21 protein-coding genes are annotated in these 24,378 nt (G+C 70.1%); 10 read left to right on the top strand and 11 right to left on the bottom strand.

Annotated features, from left to right (window positions below; translation table 11 throughout):
- Positions 1 to 141: 141 nt before the first annotated feature.
- Entirely contained in the window at positions 142 to 1,353 is a 1,212-nt protein-coding gene (locus BLW00_RS07825) for a sensor histidine kinase (RefSeq protein WP_092551456.1), read from the top strand.
- Positions 1,350 to 2,018 carry a response regulator gene (locus tag BLW00_RS07820; RefSeq protein ID WP_092551452.1) on the top strand — a complete coding sequence of 223 codons (669 nt, stop codon included), beginning with the start codon at positions 1,350 to 1,352 and terminating at the stop codon, positions 2,016 to 2,018. Before BLW00_RS07825 ends, BLW00_RS07820 begins: the two co-directional genes overlap by 4 nt.
- Positions 2,019 to 2,046: 28 nt before the next feature.
- On the opposite strand, the gene BLW00_RS07815 is transcribed toward BLW00_RS07820, so the two are convergent.
- The 6 genes from BLW00_RS07815 to BLW00_RS22875 are packed head-to-tail and all read right to left on the bottom strand — an operon-like array spanning position 2,047 to position 9,874.
- Positions 2,047 to 2,739, bottom strand: a complete 693-nt coding sequence (locus tag BLW00_RS07815; RefSeq protein ID WP_092551449.1) for a response regulator — start codon at positions 2,737 to 2,739, stop codon at positions 2,047 to 2,049.
- Complete coding sequence (locus BLW00_RS07810; protein WP_092551447.1) at positions 2,736 to 5,291, bottom strand: ATP-binding protein; 2,556 nt, start codon at positions 5,289 to 5,291, stop codon at positions 2,736 to 2,738. The genes BLW00_RS07815 and BLW00_RS07810 overlap by 4 nt, the downstream gene beginning before the upstream one ends.
- Positions 5,292 to 5,321: 30 nt before the next feature.
- Complete coding sequence (gene kdpC, locus BLW00_RS07805) at positions 5,322 to 5,924, bottom strand: potassium-transporting ATPase subunit KdpC (protein ID WP_092551444.1); 603 nt, start codon at positions 5,922 to 5,924, stop codon at positions 5,322 to 5,324.
- A gap of 27 nt (positions 5,925 to 5,951) precedes the next feature.
- Positions 5,952 to 8,099, bottom strand: coding sequence for a potassium-transporting ATPase subunit KdpB (gene kdpB, locus BLW00_RS07800; RefSeq protein WP_092551441.1), 2,148 nt, complete (start codon positions 8,097 to 8,099; stop codon positions 5,952 to 5,954).
- Positions 8,099 to 9,766, bottom strand: a complete 1,668-nt coding sequence (kdpA, locus tag BLW00_RS07795; protein WP_175494199.1) for a potassium-transporting ATPase subunit KdpA — start codon at positions 9,764 to 9,766, stop codon at positions 8,099 to 8,101. Before kdpA ends, kdpB begins: the two co-directional genes overlap by 1 nt.
- Before the next feature lie 18 nt (positions 9,767 to 9,784).
- A complete protein-coding gene (locus BLW00_RS22875) occupies positions 9,785 to 9,874 on the bottom strand; it encodes a potassium-transporting ATPase subunit F (protein WP_139256655.1) in 90 nt (29 codons plus the stop codon).
- Between the two features lie 250 nt (positions 9,875 to 10,124).
- On the opposite strand from BLW00_RS22875, the gene BLW00_RS07785 reads away from it, so the two are divergent.
- The gene (locus tag BLW00_RS07785) at positions 10,125 to 10,331 is read left to right on the top strand and encodes a hypothetical protein (protein WP_092551432.1); all 207 of its coding nucleotides are present in this window, start codon (positions 10,125 to 10,127) and stop codon (positions 10,329 to 10,331) included.
- A gap of 9 nt (positions 10,332 to 10,340) precedes the next feature.
- Here the strand turns inward: BLW00_RS07785 and BLW00_RS07780 are convergent, their stop codons facing one another.
- Positions 10,341 to 10,709, bottom strand: coding sequence for a DUF7882 family protein (locus BLW00_RS07780; RefSeq protein ID WP_092551428.1), 369 nt, complete (start codon positions 10,707 to 10,709; stop codon positions 10,341 to 10,343).
- Between the two features lie 117 nt (positions 10,710 to 10,826).
- Between BLW00_RS07780 and BLW00_RS07775 the strand changes: the two genes are divergently transcribed.
- On the top strand, positions 10,827 to 11,945 hold the full coding sequence (locus tag BLW00_RS07775; protein WP_322788335.1) for an AI-2E family transporter: 1,119 nt from the start codon (positions 10,827 to 10,829) through the stop codon (positions 11,943 to 11,945).
- A 214-nt stretch (positions 11,946 to 12,159) separates the two neighbouring features.
- On the opposite strand, the gene BLW00_RS07770 is transcribed toward BLW00_RS07775, so the two are convergent.
- Together BLW00_RS07770 and yczR are read right to left on the bottom strand one after the other, a co-directional pair.
- On the bottom strand, positions 12,160 to 12,666 hold the full coding sequence (locus BLW00_RS07770; protein ID WP_092551425.1) for a PaaI family thioesterase: 507 nt from the start codon (positions 12,664 to 12,666) through the stop codon (positions 12,160 to 12,162).
- A 17-nt stretch (positions 12,667 to 12,683) separates the two neighbouring features.
- Positions 12,684 to 14,147 (bottom strand): MocR-like transcription factor YczR, encoded by a 1,464-nt coding sequence (gene yczR / locus BLW00_RS07765; RefSeq protein WP_092551422.1) that lies wholly within the window; start codon positions 14,145 to 14,147, stop codon positions 12,684 to 12,686.
- 61 nt (positions 14,148 to 14,208) lie between these two features.
- Between yczR and yczE the strand changes: the two genes are divergently transcribed.
- The 3 genes from yczE to BLW00_RS07750 are packed head-to-tail and all read left to right on the top strand — an operon-like array spanning position 14,209 to position 16,443.
- Positions 14,209 to 14,901, top strand: a complete 693-nt coding sequence (gene yczE / locus BLW00_RS07760) for a membrane protein YczE (RefSeq protein ID WP_217634309.1) — start codon at positions 14,209 to 14,211, stop codon at positions 14,899 to 14,901.
- Positions 14,870 to 15,220, top strand: coding sequence for an L-rhamnose mutarotase (locus BLW00_RS07755; protein WP_092551419.1), 351 nt, complete (start codon positions 14,870 to 14,872; stop codon positions 15,218 to 15,220). The genes yczE and BLW00_RS07755 overlap by 32 nt, the downstream gene beginning before the upstream one ends.
- A gap of 35 nt (positions 15,221 to 15,255) precedes the next feature.
- Positions 15,256 to 16,443, top strand: coding sequence for an aminotransferase class V-fold PLP-dependent enzyme (locus BLW00_RS07750; protein ID WP_175494181.1), 1,188 nt, complete (start codon positions 15,256 to 15,258; stop codon positions 16,441 to 16,443).
- Positions 16,444 to 16,456: 13 nt separating this feature from the next.
- Here BLW00_RS07750 and BLW00_RS07745 read toward each other — a convergent pair whose 3' ends face one another.
- Together BLW00_RS07745 and BLW00_RS07740 are read right to left on the bottom strand one after the other, a co-directional pair.
- Positions 16,457 to 17,095: an SGNH/GDSL hydrolase family protein gene (locus tag BLW00_RS07745; RefSeq protein WP_092551413.1), complete on the bottom strand. Its 639-nt coding sequence runs from the start codon at positions 17,093 to 17,095 to the stop codon at positions 16,457 to 16,459.
- Positions 17,092 to 19,362: an alpha-galactosidase gene (locus tag BLW00_RS07740; RefSeq protein WP_092551410.1), complete on the bottom strand. Its 2,271-nt coding sequence runs from the start codon at positions 19,360 to 19,362 to the stop codon at positions 17,092 to 17,094. The genes BLW00_RS07745 and BLW00_RS07740 overlap by 4 nt, the downstream gene beginning before the upstream one ends.
- A gap of 225 nt (positions 19,363 to 19,587) precedes the next feature.
- Here BLW00_RS07740 and BLW00_RS07735 point away from each other — a divergent pair, with 225 nt between their 5' ends.
- From BLW00_RS07735 to BLW00_RS24000, 3 genes are read left to right on the top strand one after another with little or no spacing between them, the layout of a single operon-like run.
- Positions 19,588 to 20,475, top strand: coding sequence for a carbohydrate ABC transporter permease (locus BLW00_RS07735; protein ID WP_245741374.1), 888 nt, complete (start codon positions 19,588 to 19,590; stop codon positions 20,473 to 20,475).
- On the top strand, positions 20,475 to 21,428 hold the full coding sequence (locus tag BLW00_RS07730; protein WP_092551404.1) for a carbohydrate ABC transporter permease: 954 nt from the start codon (positions 20,475 to 20,477) through the stop codon (positions 21,426 to 21,428). The genes BLW00_RS07735 and BLW00_RS07730 overlap by 1 nt, the downstream gene beginning before the upstream one ends.
- Complete coding sequence (locus BLW00_RS24000) at positions 21,425 to 24,376, top strand: glycosyl hydrolase family 95 catalytic domain-containing protein (protein WP_245741373.1); 2,952 nt, start codon at positions 21,425 to 21,427, stop codon at positions 24,374 to 24,376. The genes BLW00_RS07730 and BLW00_RS24000 overlap by 4 nt, the downstream gene beginning before the upstream one ends.
- Positions 24,377 to 24,378: the final 2 nt, after the last annotated feature.

Below are 24,378 nucleotides of genomic sequence, written 5' to 3'. Positions count from 1 at the left end.
CACGACAGTGGCGGATGAGGCATCCGGAGCCTCCGACTACCACGATCGTGGTAGCCGCCGCGTCCACGTCGGCGGGATGGTCCGCGGGGCGCAGGCTGCGAAGATGAGGTATCGGCCGCACGGCGCCGGAAGGAGGCCGGGATGACCACACGACCCGCTCCCCTGCCCGCCCCCCACCGGGCACCGTGGCCGCGCTGGCTGCCCACGGCGGCGGGCGTCGTGCTCACGCTGGTGACGACCTTCGGCCCGAGCGAACTGTCGCGGTCGGGTTGGACGACCGTTCCGTCGGTTCTGGTGATCGCCGGATGCGTCGCCGCGATCGTGCTGCGCCGCCGCTTTCCGCGGTCGGCCGCCCTCGCCGCCGTGGCGCTCGCAGCCCTGGGCATCCTGATCGACGCGCCGATCGTGACGGTGATGCTCACGGTGCTGATCACCCTGTTCTCCGCCGCGGCACACACCGGCCGGCGGGTCACGATCGTGCTCGCCCTCGTCGCGGCCCTCGTGCTCTCGGTCACCGCCTGGTTCTTCCTCTTCGGGCAGTGGAACGACGCGCGCACGGTCATCCAGGTGGTGGGGTTGATCGGTTTCGCCGCCGCCGCCGGTGACGCCACGCGATCGCGGCGCGAATTCATCGCCACGATCACCGAGCGGGCGCGGCGGGCGGAGGAGACGAAGGAGGCTGAAGCGCAGCGGCGCGTGGCCGAGGAGCGGCTGCGGATCGCCCGCGACCTGCACGACGTGATGGCGCACCAGATCGCCGTCATCAATCTGCACGCGAGCGTGGCTGCCCAGGCGCTGCACGACCGGCCCGACGACGCCGAGCGTTCGCTGGCCACGGTGCGCGAAGCGGCGCGCACCGTGCTCAGCGAGATCGGGAGCCTCTTGACCGTGCTCCGCGCCGGCGACGTGGGGGCGGCATCCGTCGGCTCGTCGGCGACGTCGTCGCCCGTACCGGGGCTCGGCGAGCTCGACACCCTGCTGGAGGAGTTCGAGCGCAGCGGGCTGCAGGTCGAGGTGCGCAGCTCCGGTTCACTCAGCGACATCTCGCCACCGGTCGACATCGTCGCCTACCGCGTGGTGCAGGAAGCGCTCACCAACGCGCAGAAGCACGGCAGCGACGGCTCCGCGCTGCTCCACCTGGAGCGACGGGCCGAAGGGCTCGAGATCATCGTGGTGAACTCCGTCGCCTCCGGCACGCACTCGACGACGGGCGACGGAAACGGCCACGGCCTGATCGGCGTGCGCGAGCGTGTGGCGTCGGTGGGCGGCCGGCTGGAGACCACCATCCGACCGGGACCCGTGCACCGGTTCACCGTGTGGTTGCCCATCGAACCGGAAGGACCCGCCCGATGATCTCCGTCGTACTCGCCGACGACCAGTCGCTCATCCGCACCGCCGTGGCCGAACTGGTCTCCAACGAGCCGGGCTTCGAGGTCGTGGGCGAGGCCGCGAACGGCCGCGAAGCCGTCGACCTGGTGCACGCGCTGCACCCCGACGTCGTGCTCATGGACATCCGGATGCCGGTGATGGACGGCATCCAGGCGACGGATGCGATCTGCCGCGACCCGGCGACCGCCGGCACCCGCATCGTCATCCTCACCACCTTCGAAGAAGACGAGAACGTGTTGCTCGCCTTACGCGCCGGCGCCTCAGGATTCGTGGGCAAGGGCACCGAGGCGGCCGAGCTGATGCACGCCATCCGGGTGGTGCACGACGGCGAGGCGCTGCTCTCGCCGCGCGCCACGAAGGCGCTGATCGGGCGCTACACCGCACCGGTCGAGGCGGCGCCGCTGCGGGTGCCCGAGGAGTTGCGGCTGCTCACCGAACGGGAGCGCGAGATCCTCGTGCTCGTGGCGCGAGGGCTCTCGAACACCGAGATCGCCAAGGACCTGGTGATCTCGCCGCAGACCGCGAAGACCCACGTGAACCGCATGATGACGAAGCTCGCGGCGCATGACCGCGCTCAGCTCGTGATCGTGGCCTACGAGTCGGGGCTGCTGGTTCCCGGCACATCGTGAGGACGCGGCGTCACCCGGCCGTGCGGCGTCACCCGGTCGTGGGCACGAAACGGTAGCCCATGCCGGCCTCGGTGAGGAGATGCACCGGATGCGACGGCTCGGCCTCGAGCTTCTTGCGCAGCTGGCCGATGTAGAGCCGCAGGTAGCCGGTCTCCTTCACGAGGTGCGTGCCCCACACCTCGGTGAGCAACTCCTGGTGCGTCACCAGGCGGCCGGGATTGCGCACCAGCAGTTCGAGGATCTTCCACTCCGTCGGCGTCAGACGGATGGCCGTGCGGTCGCCGTCGCGAGTCACCAGATGGGCGGCGAGATCGACCGTGATGCCACCGAAGGTCACCACGGGGTCGTCGCCCCCGGCGGTCGGCGCGCTGCGGCGCGTGAGGGCGCGGATGCGCGCCAGCAGCTCGTCCATCGCGAACGGCTTCGTGACGTAGTCGTCGGCGCCCGCGTCGAGGGCGTCCACCTTGTCGGCCGAGCCGGCCCGGCCCGACACCACGAGGATGGGCACGCTCGACCAGCCGCGCACCGCCTGGATCACCTCGAGGCCGTCGAGCCGCGGCATCCCGAGGTCGAGCATGATGAGATCGACCGAGCCTTCGGTGGCGACCCGGATGGCCTCGGCGCCGTCGGCCGCCGTCACGATGTCGTATCCCTGCGACCCCAGCGTGATCCGCAGGGCGCGCAGGATCTGCGGGTCGTCGTCGGCGATCAGGATCTTCATGCGCTGCCGTCCTCTTCCGCCGCCACCGGCAGCGTCACCACCATCGTGAGCCCGCCCCCGGGGGTCTCCTCGGTGTCGAGCGTGCCGCCCATGCCCTCCACGAATCCCTTCGAGAGTGCCAGGCCGAGACCGAGACCGGTGAGGTTGTCGGTGTCGCCGAGCCGCTGGAACGGCACGAACACGTCGTCGCGCCGGTCGACCGGGATGCCGGGACCTCGATCCACGACCCGCACCTGAACGGTGTCGGCGAAGGTGCTGGCCGAGACCACCACCCGCTCCCCTGCCGGACTGTAGCGCAGCGCGTTCGAGAGCAGGTTGACCAGCACACGATCGAGCAGCACCGGGTCGGCGGGGAACGCCGGCAGATCGGCCGGGATGTCGAGATCGACCTCGGCCGGACCGATTCCGAGTTCGTCGAGCACGGTCGGCAACAGGTCGTCGAGCTGAACGTCGACCAGCGAGACGCCGAGCACACCGGCCTGGAGACGACTCACGTCGAGCAGGTCGGTGAGCAGCTGGGCGAGCGAAGCGAGACTCTCCTGAGCGGTCGCGAGCAGCTCTTCGCGGTCGGCCGCGCTGAGCGTCGCGTCGCGGGCGCGCAGGCCCGTCACCGCCGCCGTCGCGGCCGTCAACGGGCGGCGCAGGTCGTGGCCGACGGCCGCGAGCAACGCTGAGCGCACCCGGTCCGCGGCGACGAGGGGCGCCACCTCCCGCGCGGTCTCTTCGAGGTTCGCGTGCTCGAGCGCCGCGGCGATCTGCGCCACGATCACGGCGAGCAGCCGGCGGTCGGATGCCTGCAGCTCGCGCCCGTGCAGCTCCAGCACCGTGGTCTCGTCGACGGGCATGGACACGAAATCCTCCCGCGAGACGTCGCTGTCCGCGCTTCCCGCCCCGTTTTCTCGCGAAGACTGACGTCTCGGCGAGGTGGGGGCGGGCTCGCCGTCGGAGGCGAGGGTGCGCCCGTCGCGCACGAGGCGCACGCCCGTGAGGCCGAAGGCCTCGCGGGTCTGGGTGACGAGGGCCTGCAGGGCGTCCTCGCCGCGCAGCACGCTGCCGGCCACCGTTGCCACGAGCTCCGACTCCGCGGCCGAGCGCCGCGCCGCCCGCGACCGGCGCGCCGCCTGGTCGACCACGATGCTCACGAGCACCGCGATCACCACGTAGAGCACCAGTGCGAGCACGTGCAGCGGCTCGCTGACGGTGACCGTGTAGAGCGGGTCGACGAAGAAGAAGTCGAGCGTGAACCCGCTCAGCACCGCGGCGAACAGCGCGGGCCAGATGCCGCCGATCAGCGCTGCGACCACCACCAGCAGCTGATAGCTCAGCACGTCGGAGGTGATCGAGTCGTGGCTGCGGAAGGCGGTGAGGAGCCAGGTGAGCAAGGGGCCCGCCACGAGGGCGAACGCGAAGCCGTAGATGCGGCGGCGGAGGGTGAGCGCTCCCCGGGTGCCGGGCAGGCGCATCCGGCCGCCCGCCGCGGCGTGGGTGACGATGTGCACGTCGATGTCGCCCGACTCCCGGATGACGGTGGCGCCGATTCCTGGGCCGGTGAGCAGAGCGGAGAGCCGGCTCCGGCGGCTGACGCCGATGACGAGCTGGGTGGCGTTCGACGCGCGCGCGAACTCCACCAGGGCCGAGGGGATGTCGTCACCCACCACCTGGTGGAAGCTCCCGCCGAGACTCTCGATGAGCGTGCGCTGGGCGGCGAGAGCGCCCGGGTTCGGTTCGCGCAGCCCGTCCTGGGCCGTCACGTGCACCGCCAGCAGCTGGCCGCCGGAAGAGCGGGCGGCGATTCGGGCGCCACGGCGCAGCAGGGTCTCGCCCTCGGGCCCGCCGGTGAGGGCCACCACCACGCGTTCTCGGGCCTCCCACTTGTCGCCGATGCCGTGGTCGGCCCGGTAGCGGCGCAGCGAGCTGTCGACCTCGTCGGCGAGCCAGAGCAGTGCGAGCTCGCGGAGGGCGGTGAGGTTGCCGAGGCGGAAGTAGTTCGAGAGGGCGGCATCCACGCGCGCCGCCGGGTAGACCTGGCCCTCGGCGAGGCGGTCGCGGAGCGCCTGCGGAGCGAGGTCGACCACCTCGATCTGGTCGGCCGCGCGCAGCACCGCATCCGGAACCGTCTCGCGCTGCGGTACGCCGGTGATCTGCTGCACCACGTCGTTGAGCGACTCGATGTGCTGGATGTTCACGGTGGAGAGCACGTTGATGCCGGCATCCAGCAGCGTCTCCACGTCGCGCCAGCGCTTCTCGTGCGCGAGGCCCGGGGCATTCGTGTGGGCGAGCTCGTCGACCAGCGCGTACTCGGGCGCCCGGGCGAGCACCGCGTCGAGATCCATCTCGTCGAGCTCGACACCGCGGTGACCGACGCGCAGCCGCGGCACCACCTCGAAGCCGGCCGACATCGAGGCGGTGCCGGCGCGACCGTGGGTCTCCACGATCGCGATCACCACGTCTTTTCCCGCCGCGCGGAGCCGCCGCCCCTCCTCGAGCATCGTGTAGGTCTTGCCCACTCCGGGCGCCGCCCCCAGCAACACCCGCAGCCGCCCCTGCTTCACGCCGGCACCCGGCGGAGCTCACGCATCCGGTCAGCCCAGCTGCGCGAGCGCGAGATTGAGCTGCAGCACGTTGACGGTCTCGTTGCCGAGATACCCGAGATCGCGGCCCTGGATGGCGGATTCGACGAGATCATGAACCTGCGACTCCTCCAGTCCCCGGGCCTCCGCGACGCGGGGCACCTGTAGTAGAGCGTATTCCGGGCTGATCTGGGGGTCGAGTCCGGAAGCCGAGGTGGTGAGCGCGTCGACCGGGATGTCGGACGGATCGACGCCCTCGAGCTCGGCGATCGCGGCTTTGCGCGCCGCGATCTCATCGAGGAAGTCGGGGTTCTCGGGTCCGTAGTTGCTGCCGACCGACGCCGACGCGTCGTAGCCGGCCGCCGAGGGCCGCGACTGGAACCACTCGGGCAGGGCGTTGCCGTCGGCGTCGGTGAACGACTGCCCGATCAGCGAGGAGCCGACCACGGTGCCGCCGGCATCGGTGATCAGGCTGCCGTTCGCCTGCGCGGGCAGCGCGAGCTGGCCGACGCCGAAAACGGCGAGGGGGTAGACGATCCCGAGGGCGATCGTCGCGACGATCATGTACCGGAGCGCCACCCAGTAGGGGCGGGCGAATCCGCGGGAGGAAGCCATGGGCGTATGCCTTTCGGAGAATATGGGTCAGAAGCCGGGGATGAGGGAGACCACGAGGTCGATCAGCTTGATGCCGATGAACGGGGCGATCACGCCGCCCAGCCCGTAGACGAGCAGGTTGCGGTTGAGGATGCGCGACGCCGACAGGGGCCGGTACTTCACGCCGCGTAAGGCGAGCGGGATCAGGATGACGATGATGATCGCGTTGAAGATCACCGCCGACAGGATGGCCGATGCCGGGGAGTGCAGGCCCATGATGTTGAGCAGCGCGAGCCCCGGGAACACGGCACTGAACATGGCGGGGATGATGGCGAAGTACTTCGCCACGTCGTTCGCGATCGAGAAGGTCGTGAGCGCTCCGCGCGTGATGAGCAGCTGCTTGCCGATGGCCACGATGTCGATGAGCTTCGTGGGGTCGGAGTCGAGGTCGACCATGTTGCCGGCCTCCTTCGCAGCGCTCGTGCCGGTGTTCATGGCCACGCCGACATCCGCCTGGGCGAGGGCCGGGGCGTCGTTCGTGCCGTCGCCGGTCATGGCGACCAGGCTGCCCCCCTCCTGCTCACGCCGGATGAGCGCCAGCTTGTCCTCGGGCGTCGCCTCGGCGAGATAGTCGTCGACACCGGCCTCGGCCGCGATGGCCTTGGCCGTGAGCGGGTTGTCGCCCGTGACCATGACGGTGCGGATGCCCATCGCGCGCAGTTCGGCGAAACGGGTGGCGATGCCCTCCTTCACGACGTCTTTCAGATACACGACACCGAGGATCTCGGCCGGCTCGCCGGGCTGCTTGGTGGCCACCACGAGCGGGGTGCCTCCCAAGGAGCCGATCCGGTCGGTCGACTCCTGCACCTCGTCGAAGAGCGAGCTGCCGGCGGTTCCGGTCTCCCGGGCCCAGGCGATCACGGCGGAGCCGGCGCCCTTGCGGATCTGCCGGCCGTCGGAGAAGTCGATCCCGCTCATCCGGGTCTGCGCCGTGAACGGCACGACCTCCCCGTCGATCGACGAGGGCCGACGGAATCCCTCCTGCTCGGCGAGGTCGACGATCGACTTGCCCTCGGGCGTCGGGTCGCTGAGCGACGAGAGGGCGGCCGCATCCCGGAGGGCCAGGGCGTCGACACCGGCGAGGGCCCGGAATTCGGATGCCCGGCGGTTGCCGTAGGTGATCGTTCCGGTCTTGTCCATGAGCAGCGTCGTCACGTCGCCGGCCGCCTCGACCGCGCGACCCGACATGGCCAGCACGTTGTGCTGCACCAGGCGGTCCATGCCGGCGATGCCGATGGCCGAGAGCAGTGCGCCGATGGTGGTGGGGATGAGGCAGACGAGCAGGGCCACCATCACGGCGATCGACGGCGCCGCGTTCGAATAGCCGGCGATCGGGCCGAGCGTGAGCACCACGATCACGAAGATGATCGAGAGGCTCGCCAGCAGGATGTTGAGCGCGATCTCGTTCGGCGTCTTCTGGCGGCTGGCGCCCTCGACGAGGCGGATCATCCGGTCGACGAAGGTCTCGCCGGGCTTCGAGGTGATGCGCACCACGACACGGTCGGAGAGCACCCGGGTGCCGCCGGTGACGGCGCTGCGGTCGCCGCCCGACTCGCGCACCACCGGGGCCGACTCGCCCGTGATGGCCGACTCGTCGATCGAGGCGATGCCGTCGATGATGTCGCCGTCGCCCGGGATGAGGTCTCCCGCCACCACCACGACCACGTCACCGAGCCGCAGATCGGCCGAGGCCACCTGCGAGGTCGTCGCCCGGAGCGCCGACGGATCGGCCGCCGCGTCGTAGTCGACGACGCGCGAGGCCATCGTGCTGGTGCGGGTGGCCCGGAGCGTGGCGGCCTGCGCCTTGCCACGGCCCTCGGCCACCGACTCGGCGAGGTTCGCGAAGAGCACGGTGAGCCAGAGCCAGACCGCGATCGCCCAGGTGAAGGCGAGCGAGGTCGCCTGCGTGCCGTCATCCGCGGGAACGAAGGGCTGCACGATGGCGATGAGCGTGGTGAGAGCGGCGCCGACCTCCACGAGGAACATGACGGGGTTGTGCCACATCTCGCGGGGATCGAGCTTGCGGAAGGCACCGGGCAGGGCCTTCCCGAGCTGGGCGACGCTGAAGGTGCGCGGCGCGCCCGTTCGAGACGCCCCGGTCGCGGGCCCGGTGGACGGATGGATGACGGTGGACATTACTGAAGCCCTTCGGCGAGAGGTCCGAGTGCGAGCACGGGGAAGTAGGTGAGGGCGACGACGATCAGGACGACGCCGACGAGGAGGCCCACGAACTGCGGGCGGTGGGTGGGCAGGGTTCCGGCCGTGACCGGGACTTTCCCCTGCGAGGCGAGCGACCCGGCCAATGCGAGCACGAACACGATCGGGATGAACCGGCCGAGCAGCATCGCCACCCCGAGCGCCGTGTTGAACCACGGCGTGTTCGCGGTGATGCCGGCGAAGGCCGAACCGTTGTTGTTCCCCGCCGAGGTGAAGGCGTACAGCACTTCGCTGAAACCGTGGAGGCCCGGGTTCCAGATCGACGTGCTCTCGACATCCGCTCGCACCGCGGGGATCGCGAAGCTGAGCGCCGTGCCGGCCAGCACGATGGTGGGGGTGGTGAGGATGTAGAGGCTCGCCAGCTTGATCTCGCGCGGGCCGAGCTTCTTGCCGAGGTATTCCGGCGTGCGGCCGACCAGCAGTCCTGCGATGAACACCGTGATGATCGCGATCACGAGCATGCCGTAGAGGCCCGCCCCGACGCCGCCCGGCGCGATCTCGCCGAGCATCATGTTGAACATCGTCATCATGCCGCCGAGCGAGGTGTAGCTGTCGTGCATCGAGTCCACGGCGCCGGTGGAGGTGATCGTCGAGCTGGTGCCGAAGAGCGTCGAAGCGAAGATGCCGAAGCGCTGCTCCTTGCCTTCCATCGCTCCGCCGGCGGCCATCGGGCCGGAGCCCGAACCGATCGCCTCGAAGACGGTGAGGGCGGTGAGCGAGACCACGAAGATCGCGCCCATCGCGGCCAGGATGGCGTAGCCCTGCCGCTTGTCGCCCACCATCGTGCCGAAGGTGCGGGGCAATGAGAACGGGATCGCGAGCATGAGCAGGATCTCGAAGAGATTCGTCCACGGCGTCGGGTTCTCGAACGGATGCGCCGAGTTCACGTTGAAGAACCCGCCGCCGTTGGTGCCGAGCAGCTTGATGGCCTCTTGCGAGGCGACGGGGCCACCGGGGATCGATTGCGTCCCACCCGCGACGGTCGTCACATCCGTGAATCCGGCGACGTTCTGGATGACGCCGCCGGCGATCAGCACGATCGCGGCGATGAAGGAGAGGGGCAACAGGATGCGCAGGACGCCTCGCGTGAGATCGACCCAGAAGTTGCCGATGGTGCCCGTCGAGCGGCGCGAGAATCCGCGGATCAGCGCGATCGCGACGGCGAGGCCGACGCCGGCCGAAACGAAGTTCTGCACCGCGAGGCCGATCAGCTGGACCGTGTAGCCCATGGTGACGTCAGGCGAGTAGGACTGCCAGTTCGTGTTGGTCACGAAGGAGACGGCCGTGTTGAACGAGAGGCCCTCCGGGATGGCGGGGAACCCGAGTGAATAGGGCAGCACGGCCTGCAGGCGCTGGATGAGGTAGACCAGCAGCACGCCGACCGCCGAGAACGCGAGAACGCCGCGGAGGTAGGCGCCCCAGCTCTGCTCGGAGTCGCCGTTCACCCCCACGAGGCGGTAGAGACCGCGTTCGATCTTCAGGTGCTTGGTCGAGGTGAAGGTGCGGGCGATGTAGTCGCCGAGCGGCCGGTAGATGAGGCCCAGGGCGAGCACGAGGGTCGCGAATTGCGCGACGGCGAGCCAGATTTCGAGAGAAGACACGGATCAGAACCGTTCCGGCTTCACCAGGGCGTACACGAGGTACGCCACCGCGGCCGCGCCGAGCACCAGGGCCAGGACGTCGATGACGATCACAGCTTCTCGACCCCCCACGCGACCAAGGCGACCAGACCGAACACGGCCAGGATCGCAGCGACATAGACGATGTCGAGCACGGGAATCTCCATCCGAAAGGGGCGTTTGTTGACGGAAGTCGATCCAACGCCTGTTCGGGGGTGCTGCTGCCGGTCCTAACGGTTTCCTATCGGGCTGTGCATCGAACCGTATGCGTTCCCTACGCAACGCAGAGCGCCTATGATCATTCAGTCGCGTTCAAAGGAGAACAATGACTGACACACTGATCGCCCGCGCCATCACCTGGCAAGAAGCACAACTGGGGTTGTGGGTCGCGAAAGCATCCGATTCCCGTCCGCTCGGAATCGTGGCGGAGAAGTGGGTGCACGGCTTCGTCGTGACCACCCGCACCGGCAAGAACCTCGGCAGCTACCCCTCGCTCGACGAGGCGAAGGCGGCCCTGGAGGCCTCGCTCTAGCGGTGCGCTCTAGCGGACCGTCGCGGGGCCGCTCGCCCCGTTGTTCCCGTTGCCGTTTCCGTTTCCGTTGGAGCCGGGGGCACCGGGCTCCTCGGTGAACTGCAGGCCGCCCGAGCCGTTCGACGAGGCGGTGAGGATGTCGAGCCACTCACGATTGATGGCCGGCACCCGCCCGCCCGCGAACTTGAAATAGAGCGGGATCGAGGAGTCGAGCCAGATGCTCGAGCGGCCGTCGCCGATCGCCGGGTCGTCTTTCCAGGAGAAGAAGAAGCTCTCCTTGCGACGCAGCTTCGCCGCGATCACGATCTGCAGGTGCGTGAGCGTGCGATCGTCGAACTCGATCTCGATGCCCGAGGTGCCGTAGAGCAGCTTTCCCATACCCCATTAACGCACAGCAGGGCGACACCGTCGCATGGCGGGCGCCGTCGTGTTCGGCGGGCTAAGGTTGCGATCAAGTCGAGATGGGGTGTGTGGGTGTTCAACAGAAGATCACGGGTGCCGCAATCGGAGAGCCAGGCGCTGCAGCCGGGGTCTGACCTCGAGGTAGCCGGGCAGGACGCCGTGCCCCCGCTGCGGGTGAACGCGTTCCGCATCGGCCTCGTCGGTGGCCTCGGGGTGCTGCTCGCGATCCTCATCGGTGGTGTCGTCACCCAGCTCAGCACGGTGCTCATCTACATCGGCGTGGCGATCTTCCTCGCGCTCGGCCTCGATCCGCTGGTCTCCTGGCTCGAGAAGAAGATGGCGCGACCGCTGGCCATCGTGATCGTGTTCGCCGTGGTCATCCTCGTCTTCGGCGGGCTGTTGTTCGCCGTCATCCCGCTCATCGTCGATCAGGCCTCGAACTTCATCGACCAGTTCCCGCAGATCGTGAAGGACTTCACGTCGAGCGACTTCGTGACGGGGCTGCAGTCGCAGATAGGCGGCTTCATCGACATCGACAAGGCCGTGCAGGATGCGACGGCGTTCTTCCAAGACCCGAACAATCTGATCAACATCGGCGGCGGCCTGCTGGCCGTGGGCACCGGCATCGCGAGCGGGGCCACCGGCGCCGTGATCGTGCTCATCCTCACCCTCTACTTCCTCGCGTCGCTCCGCAGCATGAAGCGCGTCACCTACCGCTTCGTTCCCGCCAACAAACGTGCAGCGTTCGCGTCGCTCACCGACGACGTCACCGGAGCGGTCGGCCGCTACGTGGTGGGCCAGATCGGGCTCGCGGCCATCAACGGCATCCTGAGTCTCATCTTCTTGAGCATCATCGGGGCACCGTTGCCCGCGCTGTTCGCCTTCATCGCGTTCCTGGCCTCGCTCATCCCGCTCGTCGGAACGCTGAGTGGCGCCATCATCATCACCCTGGTCTGTCTCTTCGCCTCGCCGCTCACCGCTCTGGTCGCCGCGATCTACTACCTCGTCTACATGCAGGTGGAGGCATACTTCCTCAGCCCCCGCATCATGAACCGCGCGGTGGCGGTGCCGGGTTCGATCGTCGTGATCGCGGCGGTGGCCGGAGGCACGCTCGGTTCGGTGCTCGGAGCGCTCGTCGCCATCCCGATCGCGGCGTCGGCCATCATCATCGTGCAGAAGGTCGTCTTCCCCAAGCAAGACGCGAAGGTGTGAGGTTGTGAGGTTGTGCCAGCTGCCTCGGGCAGTACTGGTCGCCTCGGCCGCACCAGCGGCTCCGAGATAGCACGCAACAGGCCCTTTTCGACGACCCAGGGTGACGGCGAGGCCGCGAAGCGACCTCACCGGAACATGTCGCGCGGCGCCGGGCAGGGACCGGCGACGCCCGAGGACGCCGCGCGAAGCACGGCGCCCGAGGCAGCCAGCACAGCTAGAAGACGAGAAGGGAACTCGTCGCCGTGGCGACCAGCGCACCGCGCGCATCCGTCAGCTCCGCCTCGGCGAATGCCACGCGACGACCCGGCTTGACCACTCGCCCGACGCAGCGCAGTGTTCCGCTGTCGCGGCTGATCGGGCGGAGGAAGCTCACCTTCAACTCGATCGAGGTGTAGCCGACGCCTGCGGGCAGCGTGGACTGCACCGCGCAGCCCAGTGCCGAGTCGAGCAGGGTGCTGATGAGTCCGCCGTGCACGATGCCGAGCGGGTTGTAGTGATACTCCCCCGGCTCGCAGGTGAAGGTGGCGGTGCCCTCGCCGACCTCGGCGAGCGTCATGCCGACGAGGTTGCCGATGGGCGGCGGCGGGAGTTCACCCGCTGCCATCGCGCGCAGGAACTCGAGCCCCGACATGCCCGGAGCCGCGTCGACGTTCTGTTGCGGGTCTGCCCATTCCACCACTCGGCGGCGGGCCCCGGTGCTGTCGTCGTCGATCGCTGCCATCCCGCCAGCGTAACCGGCTAAACCACGTCGGCGAAGAGCTCGGCGGGCGGCACCGGGGCGTGCGCGAGTGAACCGCTGCTCTCGGCCAGGGCGTCGAGGCCCCGCTCCAGTTCGCCGAGCTGGTAGCCGATCGGGATGCGGATGAAGCGTTCGAAGGCGCCGTCGAGTCCGAAACGGGGCCCGGCCGTGATGAGCACGCCACGCGATCGCGCGGCGAGCGCGAGCTGCGAGCTGATCGGGGCGCCGAGGTTCACCCAGGTGGCGAGACCGCCGTCGACGCGGGGCACGCGCCAGTCCGGAAAACGCTCGCCGAGCATCCGGATGACCGTGTCGCGCCCCTCTCTCAGCTGGGCGGAGCGGAGGGCGAGGACGGGCTCGAAATCGCGCAGCAGGCGCGCCACCACGAGCTGCTCGAGCACCGGCGTGCCGAGGTCGCCGGCGAAGCGCGCTCCGGCGAGCTTGCGGATGATCGCGGGCTCGGCCCGGATCCAACCCACCCGCAACCCCGACCAGACCGTCTTGCCGACCGACCCGATCATGATGGCCGACCCCGCCGTGGCCGCGTCGCCGTAGGCGGCGAACGGCAGGAACGACCCGGCGCGGTCGATATCGAGTTCGCCGGAGGTCTCGTCGGCGATCACCAGCGTGCCCTGGCGGGCTGCGTCGCTCAGCACCTGCTCGCGGAGCTCGGCCGGCATGCTCTCGCCGGTGGGGTTGTGGAAGTCGGGCATCAGGTAGGCGAGCGCCGGGCTCGTGCGGGCGAAGGCCTGGGAGAGCCCCGCGGCATCCCAGCCGTGCATGCCGTCGTCGCTGGTGCCGGCCGCCGCGACGGTCACAGGAACGAGCCGCGCCCCCGCCGCCTTCAGCGCCTCGTAGGCGTGCGGGTAGCTCGGCAGCTCCGCCACGGCACGATCGCCGCGGCCGAGCAGCACCCGGGCGAGCAGGAAGATCGCGTGCTGGGCGCCGATCGTGATCATCACCTGCTCGACGCTCGTCGGCAGACCGCGCTCGGTGTAGCGAGCGGCCACCGCCTCGCGCAGCACGAGTTCGCCGAACGGGTCGAGACCGCTCGTGGTGAGCGCGGCGGGGTAGTCGCTCAGCGCATCCTGCGTGGCTGCGAACAGGCCCGGGTATGCCGGGAGCGTGGCCTTCGAGAAGTCGATGAAATCGCCCGAGATGTCGTGCCCACCCACCGGCGCCCGGCCCGGCAGACGCGTGACGCTGCCGGATCCGCGCACGCTCTGGGTGTACCCGGCGTCGCGCAGCTCGCGGTAGGCGGCCGACACCATCGTGCGGCTCACGCCCAGCGCCTGCGCGAGGTCGCGCTCGGCGGGCAGCCGGGTGTCGACCGCGATGCGGCCGTCGAGCACGAGGAGCCGGATGCGGTCGAACAGCGCCAGATAGGAGGGGCCGGATGCCGGCAGCCGCCAGTCGCCGAGCAGCGCGAGAAGGGAGCGGGTTCCGATGCGAGCGTCAGCCATGCATCCACTCTAGTCATATTGGCTCCTTGCTATAGTGCCAATTGCACGATTGGCTACTTCGATGATCTCCCGCCTGACCCCGCGCATCCTGCGCCTGCTCGGTGGCCTCGTGCTCTACGGTCTCGCGGACAGCCTGATCATCCGCGCCGCCATCGGCGTCGAACCGTGGACCGTGCTCGCCCAGGGTGTGGCGGAGCGCACCGGATGGGGCATCGGCATCCTCACCAACGTCATCGGACTCGGCGTGCTGCTGCTCTGGATTCCGCTGCGCCAGCGACCCGGCCTCGGCACGGTGCTGAACGTGCTGCTCGTCGGCACCACGATCGAGTTCGGGCTCTGGCTCATCCCGCCGGTCGACGTGCTGTGGCTGCAGATCGTGCTCTTCGTCGCCGGACTCCTTCTGCTCGCCGTGGCCAGTGGCATCTACATCGGCGCCGCACTCGGGCCGGGGCCGCGTGACGGACTGATGACGGGCATCAACTCGCGGCTGGGCTGGCCGATCTGGCTGGCGCGCGGACTCGTGGAGGGCAGCGTGCTCCTGGTGGGCTGGCTGCTGGGCGGTGACGTGGGCATCGGCACGCTCGTGTTCGCGCTCGCGATCGGGCCGCTCTGCGGACTCACGCTGCGCTGGTTCGGGGCGCTGGGACGGTATGGCAGCATGAAGTCGGCGCCGCGGTCGGCGCCGGATCGACCACCCGCGAACGAGACAGCGAAGGACACCGATGCGCGTCGCCCTGCATTCCCTCACCCGTGATGGCGCCGAGAGCGGCTACGACCAGACCCACGCCGTCATCCCCGCGGCGCTGGCCGCGCGTTTCGCCGAGCTGGGTATCCATGACTGGACCATCTGGCGCAGCGGCCGCCACCTCTTCCACCTGGTGGAGTGCGACGACTTCCTCGCCGCCATGGCCGCGCTCGATGGCGACCCGGTGAATGCCGAATGGCAGGCCACGATCGGGCCGTTCGTCGACCACTTCGAAGTGAACGGGGTCGGCGAGGGCGATGCCGGGCTGCCCGTGCCCCTCGTGTGGCGACTCCGCACGCAGGTCGAGGGCGTCGCAGGCGACGCCTGAGTCGATGCCCCGCGCCGGATGCCACGGGGCACCAGGTGGACTCACGCCCTGACGCCGGCTTTCCGGCGCCCGATGGCACGATGGACGGCATGCTCGAAGACCCCTGGTATCTCAACCACGCCCGTTACGGCCTGCCCACCCGGGCGGTGGCCGACACGGTGCAGGCGCTCGTGGCCGCGGCGATGCGCGGCGGCCCCACCGCCTCCACCGAGCTGCACGGCGAGCACCTCCGCGCCCGAGACGGGGTAGCACGCCTCACGGGGGTGCCGGCCGAACGGGTCGCGCTCACGACGAGCACGTCGCAGGGGCTCGTGCAGGTGGCCTTCGGCCTGCGCGGCGAAGTGCTGGTGAGCCTCGACGAGTTCCCGGCGAACGTGTACCCGTGGAGGCGTGCCGAGGCGGCGGGCCGGCTGCGGGTGCGGGCGCTGCCGGGCTCCGGCACCGGTTCCGACTCGAACGCGGGCTCGTTCCCACCCGTCACTCCCGAACGGATCGCAGATGCGCTGACGCCCGCCGTCAGCGTCGTCGCCGTGAGCGCAGTCGACTTCCGCACCGGCTACCGGGCCGATCTGGCGGGCATCCGCGAGGTCATCGGAGCCGACCGGGTGCTCGTGGTCGACGGCATCCAGGGCTTCGGGGCGATCGACGCCGATTGGTCGCCCGCCGACGTGCTCGTGGTCGGCGGGCAGAAGTGGCTACGGGCCGGCTGGGGCAGCGGGTTCATGGCGTTCTCGGAACGGGGACTCGCGCGGGTGGAACCCACGCTCGGGAGCTGGGCCGGCGCCGAGGACCAGGCGCGCTACGACGGCACGATCCACCCACTGCTCGAGGGGGCGGAGCGGCACGCGGTCACGAATCTCTCGCCGTTCACGTCGGGCGCGCTGGCGACGGCGCTCGAAGGGATCGCCGCGACCGGCATCGGGGCGATCTCGGTACAGATCGCGTCCACCGCCGGTCGCCTGGCCGACGCGATCGACGCGGCCGGGCTCGCGCTCCTTTCACCCCGCTCGCCCGCCGAACGCGCCGGGATCGTAGTGGCGGGCTACCCGGCCGGCCAGGCGATCGAGGCGCACGCGCGCCTGGTGGCGGCGGGAATCACGGTCACCCTGCACGGCGACGACCGCATCCGCTTCTCGCCGCACAGCACCACGCCCGACGAGACGGTCGATCGGGTGGCCGAATTGCTAGAAATTGGCCGAATAGGAGCGACCTACCCCCTATAGCGGCCGGTTGTCGCTATTTGGACATTTTCTCGCGCGACAGCACGTGCCCCGCGTGCGCGAGCCAGATCGCGGCGATCGCCGCATGCCCCTGCGGCGTCGGGTGCACGCCGTCGGCCGCGAGCGCCGCGGCGCCGCCGGCGCCTGCCGCGCCGGCCAGCGCCGTGAGCTCGACGTCGGTGGGCACGAGAGTGGCGCCGAACTCCGCCGCGAGGCGCCGCACCACCTCGATCTTCGGGTCGAGGTCGTCGCGCCACGAGCGCTGCTCGGCGGTGACCGGCAGCACGAACGGTTCCATCAGCACGAGCGAGACCTCCGGCCGCGCGGCGAGCGGCGCGAGCAGCCGACGGTAGCCGGCCTCGAAGTCGGCAGCGGAGGTGGGGTCGTCGCTGTCGTAGCGCCGCCAGGTGTCGTTGATGCCGATGAGGATGCTCACCACGCCGGCCTCGACCGCGAGCACGTCGCCGGCCCAGCGCGCCTCGAGGTCCACCACGCGGTTGCCGCTGATGCCCCGGTTCAGCACGGCGCGCCCCGCGAGTTCCGGGGTGGCGGCGAGCACGCGCACGTAGCCGTTGCCGAGCCCGTCCGGATCGGTGCGGCGATCGCAGTCGGTCACGCTGTCGCCCACGAAGAGCACGATCGGGAGATCCGTCATGCCTCGAGCCTTGCATCCGGGCCGGTCGCGTCGACGGCGCCACGCGCATCCGCGACTCGCACCTCGATGAGCAGGGTCTGCTGCGGGTTGAGGGTCGGCAGCGGCAGTCCGGCCACCGCCGCCACCTGTCCGGGCACGGCGACCCAGCCGCCTGCAGCCTCCTGCACCCACCGGGGGTCGTGCGCCTCATGGCGGCTCGACCGCCCGAGGTCCTCCCGAAGCCGGATCTCATAGCGCGACGTGGGGTCGAGCCCGGGCAACCGGATGCGCCCCGCCTGTCCGCCGGCAGACGTCGCCACCCGAGACCAGGCGTAGAGCGCCCTCCCGTCCTCGCCTACGACGCCGTGCAGGATCGTGGCCTCGTCGGCCAGGTCGGCGTTCACCACCCGGCCTCCGTGCACGAGCGAGCGGAACTCGCGGTACATCGCCGACCAGGTGGCGATCTGCTCGAGCTCCTCCTCGCTGCAGCCGGTGAGATCCCACTCGATGCCCGAGTGGGCGAACAACGCGGAAGCCAGGCGGAACGGCGCCGACGTCACCCGTGAGGTGGTGTGCGCCTCGGCCGCCCCGAGGTGGCTGCCGATCAGCTCTGGCGGCAGCAGGAGCGACGTCCAGCGTTCGATCTCGAGCCGTTCGACCGGATCGTTGCAATCCGAGGCCCACACCCGGTCGGTGCGCTCGAGGATGCCGAGGTCGATGCGGCCGCCGCCGCCGGAACAGGTCTCGATCTCGAGCCCCGGATGCCGCCGCCGCAGTTCGTCGAGCAGGTCGTAGAGCGCGAGGGTCTGCCGCCGCACGCCGGGCCGGTCACCGCTCCCGTGCGGTCCCGTCCCGCGACTCACCGCCTCGGAGAGGTCGCGGTTGTGGTCCCATTTGATGTAGTCGATCGCGTATTCGCCGACCAGGGCGTCGATGCGCTCGAGCAGGTACTGCGACACCTCGGGCTTGCCGATGTCGAGCACGTACTGGTTGCGCGACGGCAATCCGACGCCCTCCGACGGCGCCAGCAGCCAGTCCGGATGCTCCCGCGCCAGATCGGAGTCGAGGTTCACCATCTCGGGTTCGAACCAGAGCCCGAACTGCATGCCGTGCTCGCGCACGCGGTCCACGAACGGCCCGAGACCCTGGGGCCAGACCGCGCGGTCGACGTGCCAGTCGCCGAGTCCGGCATCCGCATCCCGACGGCCGGAGAACCAGCCGTCGTCGAGCACGACCCGCTCGACTCCGACGCGCGCGGCGAGTTCGGCGAGCCGGCCCAGCCGTTCGAGGTCGTGGTCGAAGTAGACCGCCTCCCAGGTGTTGAGCACGAGCGGGCGGGCGGTCGACGGATGACTCGACCGCGCCCGGAGCCGCCGGTGGAAGCGCTCGGAGACACCGTCCATCCCGTCGGCCGACCAGGCGAAGAGCACGGTCGGCGCCGCGTAGCTCTCGCCGTCGGCGAGCAGCACCTCGCCCGGCGCGAGCAGTTCCCCACCGCCGAGCACCGAGCGAAACGGGCCGGCGCCCTCGGGCAGTTCTTCGACGAGGGTGTGCTGGTTGCCGCTCCAGGCGACGTGCATGCCCCAGACCTCGCCGTGCCGGAAGCCGAAACCCGGCGTGCCGACCAGGGTGAGGAAGGGCGAATCGTGTCCCGGCTTGCCGCGGCGGCTCTCTCGACGGTGGGCGCCGAAGCGCACCGGGGTGCGCTGCAGCGACCGCTCACGGCACCACTTGCCGGCGAAGTCGGCGATCTCGCCCGCGCGCTCAGGCAGCGGCAACAGGGCATCGAGGGTGGCGAGAGCATAGGGCTCAGTTGAGCCAGGGGTGCCGACGGCGAGATCGCGCGTGACGTCGAGGTCGACCGCGAGCACGCCGTGCGGGTCGAGGGTGTAGCGGAGGCGTGAGCGCATCGCGGTGACGGCGTCGACGAAGTGCAGCTCGATGCTGCCGCCACCACCCGCGCCGTCACCCGCCTCCAGCACCACCTCGCTGCGCTCGAGCACGGGCCGCGGGGTGGTGCGGGTTCCGCCCGCGTGACCGGATTGCGCCGGGGTGCCCGACCAGCCGTCGCGTTCGGTGGGCCACACCGAGAACACGCGCGGCGCATCGGGTGAGTTGTTGAGCGTCGCAGGCCCCGCCGTCTGCCGCAGGGCCTGCAGATCGGCGCCCCCGAGCGGCCCGAGATCATCCCCCCAGTGCAGCACCTGCGGCACCGGCGACGTCAGTTCGACAGCGAAGGACACCCCGGCCGCACGCAGCAAAATGACGGCTTCCTCGCCGTGAGTCATGTCTGAATTCCCTCATTCGTAATTACTTGACATTGTGAATAAACCATCTCTAGTCTGTCGATGCAAGTGCAGATCCGGAAATCCTCCTCCCGCCATTCGGAGTTTCCGGTCGAGACCAACCGGCGGAACAAGTGGACAGGTAGATCGATGGTGATCGCACGATCAACGGCCGCGGCCCCGACGCGGCCCTCCCGCGCAGAGCGGAATCGCAACCGACGCGGTTCCGTGAATGCGAAGGCTCCCGCGCATCGGGGCGACGCGAAGCTGGCGTGGCTGTTCATCGCCCCCGCGCTCATCGGCTTCCTGGTGTTCGCCGCCTATCCGACGCTCCGCGGCGTCTACCTCAGCTTCACCGACTTCAAGGTGCTCACCCCGCCGAAATGGATCGGCCTCGACAACTTCGTCGAGCTCCTCGGCGACGACGTGTTCTGGAGCTCGCTGCTCGTCACCGTCTACTTCGTGGTGCTCTCCGTAGCGCTCGGGCTCACGCTCTCCATCATCACGGCCGTGGTGCTGCACCGCCTCACCGCATCGACCGTCGTGCGCGGCCTCATCATCCTGCCGTTCCTCATCTCCGGAGTCGTGGCCGCCACCGTATGGTCGTGGATGCTCGACACGCAGCTCGGCATCGTGAACATCGCACTCGAGCACCTCACGGGGCAGAGCATCCAGTTCCTCACCTCCCGAGCCTGGGCCATCCCGTCGATCGCGCTGATCAGCGTCTGGAAGTCGCTCGGCTACACCGCCATCATCATCTTCGCCGGGCTGCAGACCATTCCGCCCACCATCTACGAAGCGGGCCGGATCGACGGAGCGAACGAGTTCCAGATGTTCCGCCGGCTGACGCTGCCGCTGCTGCGCCCCATCCTCGCCCTCGTCGTGGTGCTCAACGTGATCGGCGCCTTCCAGGTGTTCGACATCGTGCAGGTCGCGACCAAGGGCGGCCCCGCCAACGCCTCGAACGTGCTGCAGATGTACATCTACAGCAAGGCCTTCGGGCAATTCGACTTCGGCTACGCCTCGGCGATGTCGCTGGCGCTCTTCGCCGTGCTCATCGTCATCACCTTCCTGCAGATGCGCCTGCTGCGCGCGAGCGAATCGGACACCAACTGATGACGACCACTGCCACCCGCCCCCGCACCGCCGCCGCCCCTCGCTCGGCCGCCGCCCCGATCGTGCGCCGGGCGCGCCGCCGCTTCAGCTTCGGCCGCTTCGTCGCCTGGGCCTACATCGTGATCGTGCTGTTCGTCACGATCTTCCCGTTCTACTGGATCCTCCGCACGGCGCTGTCGAACAACTACGCGCTGATCACCGACCCGGCCTCGCTGGTGCCCACCGGCTTCACGCTCGGAGCGTTCCAGCGGGTGCTCGGGCTGGCCACCCCGGAGCAGGCCATCGCCGAGGGCGGATCCGGGGCGTCGATCGAGATCGGCCACTTCCTGCTGAACTCGATCATCTACGCCACTCTCTCCACGGTGTTCATCGTGTTCTTCTCCGCGCTCGCGGCCTATGCCTTCGCCCGGCTGCGCTGGCGGGGACGGGAGCTGATGTTCAGTCTCTTCCTCACCGCGCTGATGGTGCCCGGCATCCTGACGTTGCTGCCGAACTTCGTGCTCGTGAAGGAGCTGGGCCTGCTCAACACCTTCGCCGGCATGATCCTGCCGACCGCGCTGTTCTCGGCGTTCAACATCTTCTTCCTACGGCAGTTCATGCTCGGGCTCAGCACCGAGACCGAAGAGGCGGCGCTGATCGACGGGGCCGGACGCATCCGTGTGTTCTTCCGCATCACCCTGCCGATGTCGTCGGGGCCGATCATCACGCTGTCGATCCTCGGGTTCATCACGGCCTGGAACGACTACTTCTGGCCGCTGCTCGTCACGAGCGACGACAGCGTGCAACCGCTCACGCTCGCGCTCGCGGTGTTCAAGCAGTCGTCGCCGCAGGCTGCGCCGGACTGGGCGGGGCTGATGGCCGCGACCCTGGTGGCCGCGTTGCCCATGCTCGTGCTCTTCATGGTGTTCGGCAAGCGGATCGTGAACTCCATCGGCTTCACGGGGATCAAATGAGCGGCGAGCGGATGTCGCGCGCCGACGCATTCGGCGAGACCGACCCCGACACGCTGCGGTTGTCCTGGCCCTCGGCGGCCGCCGACTGGACCGAGGCGATGCCCATCGGCAACGGGCGGATCGGCGCCATGGTCTTCGGAGGCGCGACCGGTCGCTTGCAGCTGAACGACTCGACCGTCTGGTCGGGCACGCCCGACGGGCCGGCCCGCGCGCTCGACGCGGTGATCGCCGGTGGCGCGGGGCCGTGGCGGCTCGCCGAGGTGCGCGCCGCGCTCGACGCGGGCGACCGGCGCACGGCCGAGCGGCTGCTGATGACCTTCGAGGGGCCGTATTCGCAGGAGTTCCTGCCGTTCGCCGATCTCGGCGTCGAGCTGTCGACCGCGACGCCCCTCGTCTTCCTCGGCCGCGAGCTCGACCTCGACCAGGCCATCGCGAGTGAGCGGATGCGCGCGGGCGGCACCGAGATCCGTCGCCGCAGCTGGGTGTCGGCTCCCGACCAGGCGCTGTGCGTGCTGGTGGAGACCGCCGGCGGCACGGTCGACGTGCGCCTGCGGCTCACGACGCCCCTCCGCGAGGCGGGCAGCTCGGCGACACACTCGGGTCTCTCGCTCGGCGTCGAGATCCCGATCGACGGCGCCCCGCTGCACGAGCCCGACGAGCCCGCCCACCGCTACCGCTCGGACGCGCCCGCCGCGGCACCGTGCGCTGCCAGCCCGACCGCTGCCACCCGCGCTACCACCACCTCCACCCACGCGGCCACTAGCACCGCGACCGACGACACAGAGCCCGACGACACAGAGCCCGACGCCTACGAGCCCGACGACTACGACGCCTTCGCCGCCGCACACCTCTCCTTCGACACCGACGGCACGGTCGAGATCGTCGACGGCACCGTGCTCATCCGCGACGCCACCCGGCTCCTCGCGGTGCTCTCGACCGCCAGCCGCGCCGAATCGTGGTGGAACGCGGGCCGGCCCGCCGGCTACTCGATCACCGACGGCTCCACCCTCGCGGCCGACGAACGCACGCCCGCATCGGACACACCGACCGCAGACCGCGCCGAGCACGACCGCGATGCCACGAACGCATTCGGCCACATCCACGACGACCGCGCCACCATCGAAGCGCGTGCCTGCTCCCGCTCCACCACCGCCATCTGGCGCGGGGCCGACGCCCTGCTCGCCCGGCACCTCGACGACGTCGAAGCACTCACCTCCCGCACTCGCATCGTCATCGGCACCCGCCGCGCCGGCTCGTGGGACGTCGCGCGCGAGGTGCTGCGCGGCGACGACGAAGGGCTTCGCGCCACCGTCATCGCCGCCTTCGGCCGCTACCTGCTCACCGCCTCCTCGCGCGCCGGCAGCCCGCCGGCGAACCTCCAGGGCATCTGGAACGACCAACTCCGCCCGGCGTGGTCGTCGAACTACACCATCAACATCAACACCCAGATGAACTACTGGCTGGCCGACCTCACCGGCCTCCCCGAGTGCTTCGCACCGCTGCCCGAGCTCCTGCAGAAGCTCGCGGTGACGGGCGGCGAGGTCGCCCGTCGGCTCTACGGCGCCCGCGGCTGGGTGGCGCATCACAACACCGACGCCTGGGCGTGGGCCCTGCCCGTGGGCAACGGCCACGGCAACCCGAGCTGGGCCATCTGGATGATGGGCGGCGTCTGGCTCACCCACAACGCCTGGGACCACTACGCCTTCACCGCCGACACCGCCTATCTCCGCGACATCCTGTGGCCATTGCTCCGTGGCGCGAGCGAGTTCTGCCTCGACTGGCTGCAGGATGCGCCCGACGGCCGCCTGCGCACCCTCCCCTCCACCTCGCCCGAGAACCTGTTCCTCGGCCCCGACGGCTCGCCCGAGTCGCTCACCGAGTCGGCGAGCATGGACGTGTTCCTCATCCGGAGCCTGTTCGCGCGAACCCGCCGGGCCATCGACCTCCTGGGGGCGGGCGTCTCCGACGACTCCGTCCGCGCCCTCGACCACCAGCTCGCCGATGCCCTCCTCCGCCTCCCCGAACCCGGCCTCACCGCCGACGGACGATTGCGCGAGTGGCACGACGACGAGACCGAGCACGATCCGCTGCACCGCCACCTCTCGGCCGCGGTGGGCCTCTACCCGCTCGACGAGATCGACCCCGAGCGCACGCCCGTGCTCGCCGAGGCCACCCGGCGCTTCCTCGACGGCCGGGGGCCCGGAGCCATGGGGTGGTCGTGGGCCTGGAAGATCGCGCTGCGGGCGCGGCTCGGCGACGGCGAGACCGCCCGCGCCCTGCTGGCCGAGGCGACGCATCCGCTCGAGCGCGACGTCACGCGCTTCGCCCCGGTCGACGGCTCGGAGTGGGGCGGCCTGCTGCCGAACCTGTTCAGCACGCATCCGCCCTTCCAGATCGACGGCAACTACGGATTCACCGCCGCCGTGGCCGAGATGCTGCTGCAGAGTCACGGATCGGCTGTCACCCTGCTCCCCGCCCTCCCGGAGGCCTGGCCCGACGGTGAGGTGACCGGCCTGCGCGCCCGCGGCGGCCTGGCCGTCGACCTGCGGTGGGCCGGCGGCGCACTCATCGTGGCCCGGCTGCACAACCTCACCGAGCGGGAGGTGACCGCATCCGTCGCCCACCGTGGCCGTACCGTGACGGTGACGCTCGCCCCGCACGGGCACTCGGAGCCCGCCGGACTCCTCACAGGCGCGCCCGATGCCGCCGCGACATCCGCACCCACCGCCGCATCCGCCCCAGCCACCGCCGCCCACGGCGGAGAACAGGTTCCGGCGGTCGTCCAGTCACAGGGGTACGACCGTGGTCGCGAGCGCACGCTCCGCGACCTGCCCTGGACGGCCGCCGGACACACGACGTACCCCAGCACCACACCACCCTCGGATTCCCCCGGACCGGGCGAGCGCACGACGTCGCGCGCCGCCGCCGACCGGGAATCCTCGTACTGAGA

It is taken from the genome of Herbiconiux ginsengi (genome assembly GCF_900107435.1).
Lineage (GTDB): Bacteria > Actinomycetota > Actinomycetes > Actinomycetales > Microbacteriaceae > Herbiconiux > Herbiconiux ginsengi.
Note: the sequence above shows the minus strand (reverse complement) of the source record. Positions and strands in the feature narration are given on the sequence as shown.

What these genes read in the sequence shown, in the direction of transcription:
- BLW00_RS07825 (WP_092551456.1), top strand. Translation starts at nt 142, where the DNA reads ATGACCACACGACCCGCTCCCCTGCCCGCCCCCCACCGGGCACCGTGG.
- BLW00_RS07820 (WP_092551452.1), top strand. Translation starts at nt 1,350, where the DNA reads ATGATCTCCGTCGTACTCGCCGACGACCAGTCGCTCATCCGCACCGCC.
- BLW00_RS07815 (WP_092551449.1), bottom strand. Translation starts at nt 2,739, where the DNA reads ATGAAGATCCTGATCGCCGACGACGACCCGCAGATCCTGCGCGCCCTG.
- kdpC (WP_092551444.1), bottom strand. Translation starts at nt 5,924, where the DNA reads ATGGCTTCCTCCCGCGGATTCGCCCGCCCCTACTGGGTGGCGCTCCGG.
- kdpB (WP_092551441.1), bottom strand. Translation starts at nt 8,099, where the DNA reads ATGTCCACCGTCATCCATCCGTCCACCGGGCCCGCGACCGGGGCGTCT.
- BLW00_RS07785 (WP_092551432.1), top strand. Translation starts at nt 10,125, where the DNA reads ATGACTGACACACTGATCGCCCGCGCCATCACCTGGCAAGAAGCACAA.
- BLW00_RS07780 (WP_092551428.1), bottom strand. Translation starts at nt 10,709, where the DNA reads ATGGGAAAGCTGCTCTACGGCACCTCGGGCATCGAGATCGAGTTCGAC.
- BLW00_RS07770 (WP_092551425.1), bottom strand. Translation starts at nt 12,666, where the DNA reads ATGGCAGCGATCGACGACGACAGCACCGGGGCCCGCCGCCGAGTGGTG.
- yczR (WP_092551422.1), bottom strand. Translation starts at nt 14,147, where the DNA reads ATGGCTGACGCTCGCATCGGAACCCGCTCCCTTCTCGCGCTGCTCGGC.
- yczE (WP_217634309.1), top strand. Translation starts at nt 14,209, where the DNA reads ATGATCTCCCGCCTGACCCCGCGCATCCTGCGCCTGCTCGGTGGCCTC.
- BLW00_RS07755 (WP_092551419.1), top strand. Translation starts at nt 14,870, where the DNA reads ATGCGCGTCGCCCTGCATTCCCTCACCCGTGATGGCGCCGAGAGCGGC.
- BLW00_RS07745 (WP_092551413.1), bottom strand. Translation starts at nt 17,095, where the DNA reads ATGACGGATCTCCCGATCGTGCTCTTCGTGGGCGACAGCGTGACCGAC.
- BLW00_RS07740 (WP_092551410.1), bottom strand. Translation starts at nt 19,362, where the DNA reads ATGACTCACGGCGAGGAAGCCGTCATTTTGCTGCGTGCGGCCGGGGTG.
- BLW00_RS07730 (WP_092551404.1), top strand. Translation starts at nt 20,475, where the DNA reads ATGACGACCACTGCCACCCGCCCCCGCACCGCCGCCGCCCCTCGCTCG.
- BLW00_RS24000 (WP_245741373.1), top strand. Translation starts at nt 21,425, where the DNA reads ATGAGCGGCGAGCGGATGTCGCGCGCCGACGCATTCGGCGAGACCGAC.